The sequence below is a fragment of the Lentzea sp. NPDC092896 genome, assembly GCF_044754905.1.
Classification (GTDB): Bacteria; Actinomycetota; Actinomycetes; order Mycobacteriales; family Pseudonocardiaceae; genus Lentzea.
Genome location: NZ_JBIVPX010000001.1, coordinates 1,626,209 through 1,637,326, shown reverse-complemented (window position 1 = coordinate 1,637,326; position 11,118 = coordinate 1,626,209). Strand labels below are relative to the sequence as shown.

13 protein-coding genes are annotated in these 11,118 nt (G+C 69.8%); 6 read left to right on the top strand and 7 right to left on the bottom strand.

Features of this window, described 5'->3' with window-relative positions:
• Window positions 1-8: 8 nt before the first annotated feature.
• The gene (gene lexA, locus ACIQF0_RS07330; RefSeq protein ID WP_401025607.1) at window positions 9-668 is read left to right on the top strand and encodes a transcriptional repressor LexA; all 660 of its coding nucleotides are present in this window, start codon (window positions 9-11) and stop codon (window positions 666-668) included.
• On the opposite strand, the gene ACIQF0_RS07325 is transcribed toward lexA, so the two are convergent.
• Window positions 665-1,552 (bottom strand): LysR family transcriptional regulator, encoded by an 888-nt coding sequence (locus ACIQF0_RS07325; protein ID WP_401025605.1) that lies wholly within the window; start codon window positions 1,550-1,552, stop codon window positions 665-667. The genes lexA and ACIQF0_RS07325 overlap by 4 nt on opposite strands.
• A gap of 55 nt (window positions 1,553-1,607) precedes the next feature.
• Between ACIQF0_RS07325 and ACIQF0_RS07320 the strand changes: the two genes are divergently transcribed.
• Window positions 1,608-2,267, top strand: a complete 660-nt coding sequence (locus ACIQF0_RS07320) for a type 1 glutamine amidotransferase domain-containing protein (protein WP_360029488.1) — start codon at window positions 1,608-1,610, stop codon at window positions 2,265-2,267.
• On the opposite strand, the gene ACIQF0_RS07315 is transcribed toward ACIQF0_RS07320, so the two are convergent.
• The 3 genes from ACIQF0_RS07315 to ACIQF0_RS07305 are packed head-to-tail and all read right to left on the bottom strand — an operon-like array spanning window position 2,264 to window position 5,793.
• Window positions 2,264-3,751, bottom strand: a complete 1,488-nt coding sequence (locus tag ACIQF0_RS07315) for a nucleotidyl transferase AbiEii/AbiGii toxin family protein (protein WP_401025599.1) — start codon at window positions 3,749-3,751, stop codon at window positions 2,264-2,266. The genes ACIQF0_RS07320 and ACIQF0_RS07315 overlap by 4 nt on opposite strands.
• Before the next feature lie 15 nt (window positions 3,752-3,766).
• Window positions 3,767-5,191: a DUF6297 family protein gene (locus tag ACIQF0_RS07310; protein WP_401025596.1), complete on the bottom strand. Its 1,425-nt coding sequence runs from the start codon at window positions 5,189-5,191 to the stop codon at window positions 3,767-3,769.
• Entirely contained in the window at window positions 5,188-5,793 is a 606-nt protein-coding gene (locus ACIQF0_RS07305) for an ATP-binding cassette domain-containing protein (RefSeq protein WP_401025593.1), read from the bottom strand. Before ACIQF0_RS07305 ends, ACIQF0_RS07310 begins: the two co-directional genes overlap by 4 nt.
• A 99-nt stretch (window positions 5,794-5,892) precedes the next feature.
• Between ACIQF0_RS07305 and ACIQF0_RS07300 the strand changes: the two genes are divergently transcribed.
• From ACIQF0_RS07300 to ACIQF0_RS07290, 3 genes are read left to right on the top strand one after another with little or no spacing between them, the layout of a single operon-like run.
• A complete protein-coding gene (locus tag ACIQF0_RS07300) occupies window positions 5,893-7,050 on the top strand; it encodes an LLM class flavin-dependent oxidoreductase (RefSeq protein ID WP_401025590.1) in 1,158 nt (385 codons plus the stop codon).
• Window positions 7,047-7,469: a MarR family transcriptional regulator gene (locus ACIQF0_RS07295; RefSeq protein WP_360029483.1), complete on the top strand. Its 423-nt coding sequence runs from the start codon at window positions 7,047-7,049 to the stop codon at window positions 7,467-7,469. The genes ACIQF0_RS07300 and ACIQF0_RS07295 overlap by 4 nt, the downstream gene beginning before the upstream one ends.
• Complete coding sequence (locus tag ACIQF0_RS07290) at window positions 7,469-8,137, top strand: CE1759 family FMN reductase (protein WP_401025588.1); 669 nt, start codon at window positions 7,469-7,471, stop codon at window positions 8,135-8,137. The genes ACIQF0_RS07295 and ACIQF0_RS07290 overlap by 1 nt, the downstream gene beginning before the upstream one ends.
• On the opposite strand, the gene ACIQF0_RS07285 is transcribed toward ACIQF0_RS07290, so the two are convergent.
• On the bottom strand, window positions 8,134-8,964 hold the full coding sequence (locus ACIQF0_RS07285; protein WP_401025585.1) for an SDR family NAD(P)-dependent oxidoreductase: 831 nt from the start codon (window positions 8,962-8,964) through the stop codon (window positions 8,134-8,136). The genes ACIQF0_RS07290 and ACIQF0_RS07285 overlap by 4 nt on opposite strands.
• Before the next feature lie 39 nt (window positions 8,965-9,003).
• Here ACIQF0_RS07285 and ACIQF0_RS07280 point away from each other — a divergent pair, with 39 nt between their 5' ends.
• The gene (locus ACIQF0_RS07280; protein WP_401025582.1) at window positions 9,004-9,678 is read left to right on the top strand and encodes a TetR/AcrR family transcriptional regulator; all 675 of its coding nucleotides are present in this window, start codon (window positions 9,004-9,006) and stop codon (window positions 9,676-9,678) included.
• Here the strand turns inward: ACIQF0_RS07280 and ACIQF0_RS07275 are convergent.
• A complete protein-coding gene (locus ACIQF0_RS07275; RefSeq protein ID WP_401025579.1) occupies window positions 9,675-10,412 on the bottom strand; it encodes an ABC transporter permease in 738 nt (245 codons plus the stop codon). The genes ACIQF0_RS07280 and ACIQF0_RS07275 overlap by 4 nt on opposite strands.
• The gene (locus ACIQF0_RS07270; protein WP_401025577.1) at window positions 10,409-11,113 is read right to left on the bottom strand and encodes an ABC transporter ATP-binding protein; all 705 of its coding nucleotides are present in this window, start codon (window positions 11,111-11,113) and stop codon (window positions 10,409-10,411) included. The genes ACIQF0_RS07275 and ACIQF0_RS07270 overlap by 4 nt, the downstream gene beginning before the upstream one ends.
• Window positions 11,114-11,118 lie beyond the last annotated feature (5 nt).

The window sequence follows — 11,118 nt, the reverse complement described above, 5'->3', positions numbered from 1 at the left end:
TCTGGCCGATGACCGCCTACGACGATCTTGAACTCGACACGACGGAGCTGCCGGAACGCCAGCAGATGATCCTGGTCGCCATTCGCGACTGGGTCGTCGAGCACGGCTACTCCCCCAGCACCCGTGAGATCGGCGAGGCGGTCGGCCTGAAGTCGTCGTCCAGCGTCTCGAAGCACCTGTCCTCGTTGGAGGACAAGGGTTACCTCAAGCGCGGCGGCTCCGTGACGCGGCCGATGGACGTGCGAGTATTCCTGAGCGGCGCGCCTATCGCGCCCGGGATGGTCTCCGAGGACTCGATCTCGGTGCCGGTCGTCGGTGACATCGCCGCCGGTGCGCCGATCTCCGCCATCGAGCACGTGGACGAGGTGCTGAACCTGCCGCGCGGGCTGGTCGGCCGGGGCAGCAACGTGTTCGCGCTGCGCGTGCGCGGCGACTCGATGATCGACGCCGCGATCTGCGACGGCGACACCGTCGTGGTGCGGCAGACGCACGAGGCCTACAACGGGCAGATCGTCGCCGCGATGATCGAGGAGGAGGCGACGGTGAAGGTGTACCAGCGCCGCAACGGCCACGTGTTCCTCGAACCGCGCAACGAGGCCTACCCCGTCATCGACGGCGACAAGGCCGTGATCCTCGGCATCGTGGTCTCGGTTCTCCGCAGCGTCTAGAGAGCGCCCCAGTCGCGTGACCTCAGCTGCTCCACGACCGCGTCGGTGGCCGGGGTCGTCGTGCCGCGGGTGACCACGTAGAGGGTGTTGAGCGGCGGAACCTCCGGGTGGTGCAGCTGCTCGACGGATCCGGCGGCGAGCGCGGGTTCGGCGAGATAGCGCGGCAGGGCCGACACGCCCGCCCCGGCGATCACGGCGGCCAGCACGGCGCGCAGGTCCGGCACGGTGACGACGGTGGCGTTCTTCGGCCGTGCGCCGAACTCGCTGCGCCAGTACCTCCGGATGATCGGCAGTTCGCCGGAGTAGGCGACGAGCGGCAGGTGTTCGAGAGCGCGCGCCGGGTCCCGCGCGAGCAGCCGCTGATCCACGGTCCTGGCCAGCTGTGGTGGCCCGACCAGCAGGAACTCCTCGTCGGTGAACGGGGTCGCGGTGAGGCCCGCGCCGGGTCGGACCGAGGACAGCACGAGGTCGAGCTGCGCCGCCTTCAGGGCGGTGAGCAGGTCGTTCGCCAGGCCGAGCGTGATCTCCAGCCGCAGGCCGCGCTGGGTCAGCGGGGTGAGCGCGGGCATGCCACGGGTGGTCATGAACTCGGCCGCACCCCCGATCCGCACCGTGCCTTCGAGTGCGGGTTCAGGGTCGAGGGCCGTCTTGAGCTGGTCGAGGTGGGTGCCGACGCGTCGGGCCAGGTCATCGGCACGAGGCGTGGGGGTGACCCCGCGGCCACCCCGCACGAACAGCGGTGCGCCGAGCTCCTTCTCCAGCTTGGCGAGCTGCCCGCTCACCGCCGGCTGGGTGAGCCCCCGCCTGGCCGCCGCGCTCGTCAGCGAGCCGCCCCGGTAGATCTCCAGGAACGTCGCCAGCAGGTCCAGGTCCATCGCAGCCATAACTCAGCTTATAGCTCCGCCGTCACGTTCTGCGGATCTGTGATGTCCTGGGCGCATGAAGAAGCTACTGATGGTCGTGACCGGCGCCGACTCGCTGACGCTGGCGGACGGGTCGAGCCACCCCACTGGGTACTGGGCCGAGGAGGTCGTGGAGTCGGTGCGCGTGCTGCGCGAGGCCGGCGTCGAGGTCACGCTGGCAACGCCGGGCGGCGTCGTGCCGACCGTGGACAAGGCGAGCCTCGACGGCAAGTTCGACGACGCCGTCGCGTCGCTGGAGGACCTGCGCGCCCCGGCCGTGCTGGCGTCGCTGAACGCCGCCGACTTCGACGCGATCTACCTGCCCGGCGGCCACGGCCCGATGGCCGACCTGGCGTTCGACACGACGCTGGGCACGCTGCTCGCGGACTTCCACGACAACGGCAAGCTCGTGGCGGCGCTGTGCCACGGACCGGCCGGGCTGCTCAGCGCGGTCCGCGCGGACGGCACGTTCGTGTTCGCCGGCAAGGAGATCGCGGTGTTCAGCGACGAGGAGGAGCGCCAGGGCGGCCTGAACGTCCCCTACTCGGTCGCGGGCAGGCTGGCCGAACTCGGCGCACGGCTCGCGCCGGGTGAGCCGTGGTCGAGCACGGTGATCGTGGACGGCACGCTCGTGACGGGTCAGAACCCGCAGTCCAGCGTGGCCACCGCCGAACGCGTGGCGGCGCTGCTCGGCTAGCGCAGGGCGGCCGCGATCCGTTGCAACAGAACGGGTTCGTCCTCCTCGGTGACGGGGAGCTCGGTCGGCGCGTTGTCCCAGTCGACGCCGCTGAGCTCCAGCACGGACTCCGGTCCGAACTCGTCCGCGTGGTGACGCAGTTCGGGCCGCAGCAACTCGCGCACCAGGGTGAGGTTCACGGTGGTGACCTCCGCGAGCAGTGCGGCGTCGTAGAGGTCCTTGGCCTGCGGGTAGCTGTCCGTCGCGAGCCACTGGAGCTTCCACGCGAGGGACAGCTCCTCGTCCGCGGCGAGCAGAACCGTGCCGGCGATCTCCACGGGTCGCGGCGCGATCAGCAGTTCCTCGTTGAAGACCAGGTCGATCTGGATCGCGCCGTCCGGGAGCCCCTCGACCTCGAACGGGAACACGATCCGAAGGCCGGGAACCCGTTCGTAGGTCCAGATCGGCTCGACGACCGACGGCTCGACCGCCGCCCTGAGGTCGTCGACGAGCTGCTTCGCCCGCGGGCCTTCGAACGTGATGGCCCGCGGCGTCACCACGAAGTCGAGGTCGCCGGGCTCGCGTGCGGCGGCGCCGAACCACTCCCGCATCAGCGTGCTGCCGCGCAGCACCAGGTTCTCGGACCACTCCGACTCCCCGATGATCCGGAGGGTCCGCGCCATGGCCTCCCTGCGTGCTTCGAGCCAGCGCGCACCGTCCGCGGGGTCGCCGAACCTCGGGTCGCCACCGCGGAACGCGTTCCGGTGGTGCTTGAGCGCGGGATCGAACACGGCGCGCTGTTTGATGTCCTGGCTCGGTTTCACCGCGAGCGGCTGGTAGGTGACGGGGAATCCCTCCACCCCCGCGGGCGCCTGCCGGAGCCGCTCGCCCTGGCCGTTGTGCCAGTCGACCTCTCCGTTGATCCAGCCGTCGTCGATGTGCAGCGCGTCGTCGTCGACGACGTACTCCTCCTCGACCTCCAGCACCTCGAACTCCTCGAGGTCGTTCAGGAGTGCTTCGAGCTTCTGCCTGGCAGTGGCCCGGCCGACGCCGAAGCACCGCTGCGTGACGAACCGCTCCTCCGTGCCGTCGTCACGGGTGCGGCGGGCGTTGCGAGAGAGGTGAGCCTCGTGCGGCTTGACCTTCTCGATGACGTCCCACCACCTCCCTGCCAGGCGCAGCTTCACGTGGTGCTCGAAGTACAACGCGGGATCGGCCTCTTCGTCGTGCTGCGGCACACCCTCGTTCCACGGGGCCGCCTCGATCTTCACCCGCAGCACGTACAGCTCGGCCGCGAGCATCCGCGCCCGCCACCCCTCGGCGACCGCCCGCACCTCGTCGATCGTGCCCTTGGCGCCGATGGTCAGCATCGGTTGCGACCACACGGTCCCGCCGTGCAGCTCGATGTGGCTGAACTTGAGCTGATGCGTGCGCGCGAACGCCGCCAGCTCCTCGACCTGCCACTCCGAGCCGGTCAGGTGCAGCTCGAACTCACCCGCGAACACGATCTCCCCCTTGGCCTACACCAACGTCTGCAGCACAGCGAGCCCCGTCAGCAACGCCGGCCCACGGCTCAGCTGCACGATCAGGCCGGCCGGTGTCGGCCCGTACATCCCGAAGCTGACGATCGCGGCACCGTAATCGACCGGCGGCCGCGTGGCGATCCGATATACGACCGCCACCGCGCCCACCGCCGAGACGAGCCCGTTCAGCACGGACACGTGCGGGGTGAAGGCCGTCGTGACGGCACACCACAGGACGGCGCCCGCCGCGGGGAACACGAGGTGCGCCAGCCGCAGTCGCCGGTCCGGCAGGCCCAGGGCCCGGCGCATCGCCGGGGAACGGCACACGAACTTCAGACCGGCGGCGAGCCGGTCGGTGGCCAGGAACGCGGCGACGAGGTGGACGGCGGCGGCGAGGGCGGGCTCGCCGCCCAGTGCCACGAGAGCCGGGACCGGGAGCAACGCGGTCCAGACGAGGACTGCGTTGGGGCTGCGGCGAAGTCGGAGCGCGTCGGTCCAGGCGAACGCGGCGACGTGGGAGCGCTGCCGGTCCGGTCCCCCGCTCCCGCCCAGCCGCGCCGACCTCACGCGCCCCACCGCGCGTGCACGGCGTTCGGCAAGCACCGCCCCGAGCAGAGCGAGGTCGAACCAGCTCACCGACACCCGCGCCACACCGGCCAACGCCGCCCCATCAGCAAGGTCGGACCGCCGCAGGTGCTGTGCGGAGGCCACCGCCACCAGCGCCAGACCGCTCGCCACGACCCAGGCGCCCCAGCTCACGCCACCGCCGAACGAGCCCCACTCCCCCGCTGTGCCAACAGAACCCGACTCCGCCACCAGAGAACCCGACTCCGCCACCGGAGAACCCGGCTCCCCGACCGAACCCGCCCAGGGCACCCCGATCCACCCGGCAGGCACCAGCAGCGCCACCACCGAGAGCCCCACCAGACCGCTCAACCACCCCTGCGGCCGCACCCGAACCCGTTGCAACAGAACGGCTCCAGCCACCGCGGCCAGCCCACAGGCACCCCCGAGCACCGTGGAAACCAGCGGCGGCACAACGGCCCCCACCACTCCGAACACCACAGCGGGCCACACCGCACCCACCGCCGCCCCACCAGCGAGCAGCCCGAACAACCGAGGCCGCACCAAGGCCCCGCGCGGCACCGGCGAGCTCAGCACCCAGAACATCCGGTCCGCGCCGACGAAGACCGGCCCGAACGCCAGCGACACCTTCATCAGCACGGTAGCGCCCAGCACCGACAACCAGAGCGCGGTCCAGCCGCTCCCTGCCTGAGGCGCCTTCGTGAGCCCGGCGTACGCCCAGCCGTACCCGACCGCGCCGGTGATCGACAACAGAACGATCCGCGAGTACAGCCGCGCGACCAGGAACCGCCACGGCTCGGGAGTGCGCAACCGGCGCCGGACGGCAGCGGCGGTCACAGCGTGACGGTCCGGCACGCCACCGCCTCCACCAGCTCGTGGTCGTGCGACGCGAACACCACGGCCACCCCGGCGGCCTTCTCCGCCAGCAGACGGGAACGCAGCCAGGCGCGGCCGGCCGTGTCGAGGCGCTGTTCCGGTTCGTCCAGCACGAGCACCGAGCGCGGGCGCACGAAGCACGAGGCCAGCCCGAGGCGGTGTCGTTGCCCCGAGGACAACGTCGGCGGCAACTGGTCGGCCGCCGACGTCAGGCCGACCTCCGCCAGCACCGCCGACACGTCCTCAGCAGACGCGTGCAGCCACGCCAGCAACCGCAGGTGCTCCACAACGGACACGTCCGGGAAGTAGTCGGCGTCGTCCAGCAGCGACGCGACGGCGGCACGGAACGCGCCCGACGACTCGTCCACCGCACCACCGTCGAACAGCACGCTGCCCGAGTCGAGCACCTCGGCCCCGACCAGGCACTTCAGCAACGTCGACTTGCCCGAGCCGTTCGGACCGACGACGGCGACGGCCTCACCGGGAGCCACGGCAAAGGACAGACCTGCGAAAACGGGGACTCCGCCGTAGCTGAAGCAGGCGTCCTCCACCCCCAGTGACATGGGATCAAGGGTAGTGGGAATAGGTGGGGCACCCAGGCGTTAGAGTAGATGCAAACGCATTAGTCACCAGTCAGTACGGATCAGAAGGAGGCGGGTGCCGTGCAGTTCGGAATCTTCTCGGTGAGCGACATCACCAGGGACCCGGTGAGCGGCGAGACCCCCAGCGAGGCCGAGCGCATCGACGCGATCGTGCAGATCGCGGAGAAGGCGGAAGAGGTCGGGCTCGACGTGTTCGCGATCGGCGAGCACCACAACCCGCCGTTCTTCTCGTCCGCGCCGACCACGCTGCTCAGCCACATCGCGGCCAAGACCAAGAACCTGATCGTCAGCACCGCGACGACGCTGATCACCACGAACGACCCGGTGCGCATCGCCGAGGAGTACGCGATGCTCCAGCACCTGTCGAAGGGCCGCATGGACCTCATGCTGGGCCGCGGCAACACCGCGCCGGTCTACCCGTGGTTCGGCGCCGACATCCGGCAGAGCCTGCCGCTGGCGCTCGAGAACTACAACCTGCTGCACCGGTTGTGGCGCGAGGACGTCGTGGACTGGGAAGGGAAGTTCCGCACCCCGTTGCAGGGCTTCACCTCCACGCCGCGGCCGTTGGACGACCTGCCGCCGTTCGTGTGGCACGGGTCGATCCGCACGCCGGAGATCGCCGAGCAGGCCGCCTTCTACGGTGACGGGTTCTTCGCGAACAACATCTTCTGGCCGAAAGAGCACTACATGCGGCTGATCAAGTTCTACCGCCAGCGGTACGCGCACTACGGCCACGGCACGGAGAAGCAGGCCATCGTCGGCCTGGGCGGTCAGGCGTACATCGCGAAGCGGTCGCAGGACGCGCTCAAGGAGTTCCGCCCGTACTTCAACGAGGCTCCCGTCTACGGCCACGGCCCGCGGATGGAGGACTTCATGGAACAGACGCCGCTGTCGGTCGGCAGCCCGCAGGAGGTCATCGACAAGACGCTGACGTTCCGCGAGCACTTCGGCGACTACCAGCGCCAGATGTTCCTGATGGACCACGCCGGCCTGCCGCTCAAGATGGTGCTCAACCAGCTCGACCTGCTGGGCGAGGAGGTGGTTCCGGTGCTGCGCAAGGAGATGGAGGCGCGGCAGGACCCCGAGACCGCCAAGCCGCCGACGCACGCCGGGCGCGTGCAGGACAAGTACGGCGACGGACCGGTCCGCCAGCCCAAGCCGAACGCCAACCGGGGTGACAACGTCACGGGTGGCTCGCCGTACCAGGACTCGCAGTGACCAGAGCCAACGAGGCGTGGGAGTCCCTGATGAAGGCGTACTCCGTGTTGATGAAGCAGTTCAACGCGGAGGACATCTGGGGCGACCTGACCATGCGGGAGTACGACGTGCTGTACCAGCTGTCCAAGTGCGACAGTCCACTCAGGATGAGTGAGCTGAACCGCCACGTGCTGCTGAGCCAGCCCGCCCTGTCCCGCATGGTCGACCGCCTGGTCGACCGCGGCTACATCGACCGCTGCCCGGACCCCGGTGACCGCAGGGGTGTGCGCCTGACGCTCACCCCCGCGGGCCGGGAGACCCAGAAGCAGATCGGCAGTCCGCACGCACGCAGCGTCACCCGCGCACTGAGCGTGCTGACGCCCGAAGAACTCGAACAGCTCGCCGTGATCACCGGCAAGCTCAGCCAGAGCGAGGAGTAATGGGCCAGAACTTCCAGCTGGTGGTGGTGTCCGCCGGCACGAGCGACCCGTCGTCCACCCGCCTGCTCGCCGACCGCGTCGCCGGACGGGTCGGCACGCTCGCCGGCAAGCGGGCGCAGACCGTCGGCACGACGGTGATCGAACTGCGCGAGCTCGCCTCCGAGATCGCGAACGCCCTGGTGTCCAACCACATCGGGCCGAAGCTGCAGACCGCCATCGCGACCCTGCAGCACGCGGACGGCATCGTCGCGAGCACCCCGGTCTACAAAGCGGGCGCGAGCGGGCTGTTCACGTCGTTCTTCCAGATCCTCGACAACGACCTGCTGATCGCGAAGCCCGTCGTGCTCGCCGCGACCGCCGGTACCGCAAGGCATGCACTCGTGGTCGACGACCAGATGCGCGGCCTGTTCGCCTACCTGCGGACGGTCGTGGTGCCGACGGCGTTGTTCGCCTCGACCGAGGACTGGCAGGACAACGGCCTCAACAAGCGCATCGACCGCGCGGCCCTCGAACTGGTGGCGCTGATGACCTCCGGCTTCGAGAAGACCGTGCGCGACGAGTCGTGGGGCAGCTACCAGCACGAGTACGGCAGCGCGGGCGGTACGGAGCTCACGATCGACCTCGACTCCGACCTGATGCGCCTCGCCGCCGGTGGTGGAGCGAACTAGAAGTCGGCGCTGCGCGAGAGCTTCTCGTTCTCGCGCAGCTCCACCAGCGCGGTCTCGTGCATGGCGACGACAGTGTCGTACCCGGAATTGCCGAGCACGATCCGCTGCGGCGGAACAGGTGCGTTCATCGCACTTATCACGGCCTGCACACCGCGCACGGGGTCACCCGCCTGCTTGCCGTTCTGGTCCACGAACGCCGCCTTGACGCCCTCGACCAGCGGCAGGTAGGCGTCGACGGTCTCGTCGACCGGCTCACCTTCGAAACTGGCATAGGCCTTGGTGCGGAACCCTCCCGGCTCCACGAGGAGCACGCGCACCCCGAACGGCCCAACCTCCTCGCGCAGTGTCTCCGACAGCCCCTCGAGGGCGAACTTCGCCGCCGAGTAGTAACCGAACCCCGGCGCGCCGACGAGGCCCGCCACCGACGACATGTTCACGATCCAGCCGTCGCCGCGCGCCCGCATACCCGGCAGGGCCGCGCGAATCACCTCGACCACGGCGAACAGGTTGAGGTCGAAGGTGCGGCGGATCGTCTCGTCACGAGCCCCCTCGACCGAGCCGAACCAGCCGCGGCCCGCGTTGTTGACGAGCACGTCGATCCCGCCGAACCGCTCCTCCGCCGCCCTGACCGCCGCCCGCACCTGATCCGCGTCGGTCACGTCGAGCTCGAGAAGCAAGACGCGGTCGCCGTGCTGAGCGGCCCATTCCCGCAGCTCATCGAGCCGTCGCGCGGTCAGCACCACCTGATCGCCCTGCTCCAGCGCGGCCTCGGCGTAGGTCTGACCGAATCCTCCGGGCGTCCCACCGGTGATGAACCAGGTCTTCACGGACTTCTCCTCTCGCTATAGCGCTCAATGTAGCGCTACATGAGCTACTATAACCACATGCAGAACGCGCGGGACAGACTCCTGCTCGCCGCGGCGGAGTTGCTCGAGGGCGGCGGCACGCTGTCCACGAGGGCGGTGTGCGAACGCGCCGGCGTGCAGGCACCGACGCTGTACCACCACTTCGGCAGCAAGCAGGGCCTGATCGACGCCGTGCTGAACCACGGCTTCACCCAGTACACGGCGGTCGAGAGCTCGGGCGACCCGCTCGACGACCTGCGCGAAGGCTGGGACAGGCACGTGCGGTTCGGACTGGAGCACCCGTCGTTCTACGGACTGCTCTACGGCCGCGCCGAGCCCGGAAAGCCTTGCGCCGTCACCGCTCCCGCACACGCCGCGCTGCGGGACAGGTTCACCGAAGCCGCCACGATCGGACTGCTGAAGGTGCCCGCGGACGACGCCGCCGAGCAGGTGCTCGCCGCGAACGTCGGCGTCACGCTGACCCTGATCAGCCAGCCCGAGCCGGACTTCGGGCTGTCCGAACGCGTCCGCGAGTCCGCGTTGGCGGGCGTTCTGGGCACCCTGACGACCGATGGCGCCGCGACCCGCGCGAGCACCGCGCTCACCCTGCGCGCCCTGGTCGCCGACGACCCGGCCGACCTCACGCCGGGCGAACGGGCGCTGCTCGGCGAACTGCTGGACCGCCTGGCCCGTTAGGCCTCCGCCCAGGGCACGAGCTTGCGTTCGGCCCAGGTCAGGCCGTAGAAGAGCGTGACGCTGATGATCGCGAGCAGCGCCATCGCCGCGAACGCCAGTGAGGTGTCGGCGCTGCCGCCGGACACGGTGATCACATACCCGAGTCCGGCGTCGGCCCCGACGAACTCACCGATCACCGCCCCGATGACCGCGAGCGTGATCGACACCTTCAGGCCGACGAAGATCTGCGGCAACGCGTGCCGCAGGCGCAGCTTGAAGAACTCGTGCGTGCGCGTGGCGTCGAGCGACCGGAACAGCTCGACCAGTTCGCTGGGCGTCGACTTCATGCCGGACGCGGTCGAGATCACGATCGGGAAGATGCACACCAGCACCACCATCAGCACCTTCGACGAGATGCCGAACCCGAACCACACCACCACGATCGGCGCGATGGCGACCTTCGGCACGGCGTTGAGCGCGACCAGCAGCGGGTAGAACATCCGCTCCAGCACGCTCGACCCGACGATCAGCAACGCGAGCGGCACACCGATCACAATGGACAGTCCGAAGCCGGACACGGCCTCCCACAACGTGATCAGCGCCTGTTCCAGCAGGTAGCCCGGCAGCTCAAGGAACGACGCGACGACGTCGGCCGGTGACGGCACGAGCAGCGGCTCGATCCCGAACACGATCGTCGCAAGCCACCAGAGCCCGATGATCGCCAGCAGGCCCAGCACCGGCAGCGCGGCCCTCATGCGGTCACCAGCAGCCCGCGCAACTCGCGACTCACCTCGTCGAGCTCGACCTGACCGAGCGCACGCGGCCGCGGCAGATCCACGTCGACGATCCGGTGGATCCGGCCGGGCCGCGGACTGAGCACCACGATCCGGTCGGCGAGCAGCACGGCCTCGTCGATGGAGTGCGTCACGAACACGACGGCACGCGGCCGGGCGAGCTGAACCCGTTGCAGTTCCTCGGAAAGCTCGGTGCGGGTGATCGCGTCCAGCGCGGAGAACGGCTCGTCCATCAGCATCACCCGCGGGCTCTGGATCAACGACCGGCACAGCGACACCCGTTGCTGCATGCCGCCGGACAGCTCGTGCGGCAGCCGCTTCTCGAACCCGCCGAGCCCGGCCAGTTCCAGCAACTCGTGCGCGCGGTCCCGCTGATCGCCCAGGCCGATGATCTCGGCCGGCAGCAGGACGTTGGCCAGCACCGTCCGCCACGGCAGCAACGCCGGCCGCTGGAACATCACCGAGACGTCCCGGCGCGGCCTGGTGACCGGCGAACCGGCCACCAGGATCCGGCCCCGCACAGGGGTGAGCAGCCCGGCGACGAGCCGCAGCAACGTCGACTTGCCGCAGCCCGAGCGCCCGATCACCGCGACGAACTCGTGCTCGCCCACGTCCAGGTCGATGCCGTCGAGCGCGTGCACGCCGCCGAAGGAGTGCGACACTCCGC

Coding starts and splice junctions, on each gene's coding strand:
- ACIQF0_RS07275 (WP_401025579.1), bottom strand. CDS start 10,412: ATGAGGGCCGCGCTGCCGGTGCTGGGCCTGCTGGCGATCATCGGGCTC.
- ACIQF0_RS07325 (WP_401025605.1), bottom strand. CDS start 1,552: ATGGCTGCGATGGACCTGGACCTGCTGGCGACGTTCCTGGAGATCTAC.
- ACIQF0_RS07280 (WP_401025582.1), top strand. CDS start 9,004: ATGAGCTACTATAACCACATGCAGAACGCGCGGGACAGACTCCTGCTC.
- ACIQF0_RS07320 (WP_360029488.1), top strand. CDS start 1,608: ATGAAGAAGCTACTGATGGTCGTGACCGGCGCCGACTCGCTGACGCTG.
- lexA (WP_401025607.1), top strand. CDS start 9: ATGACCGCCTACGACGATCTTGAACTCGACACGACGGAGCTGCCGGAA.
- ACIQF0_RS07290 (WP_401025588.1), top strand. CDS start 7,469: ATGGGCCAGAACTTCCAGCTGGTGGTGGTGTCCGCCGGCACGAGCGAC.
- ACIQF0_RS07305 (WP_401025593.1), bottom strand. CDS start 5,793: ATGTCACTGGGGGTGGAGGACGCCTGCTTCAGCTACGGCGGAGTCCCC.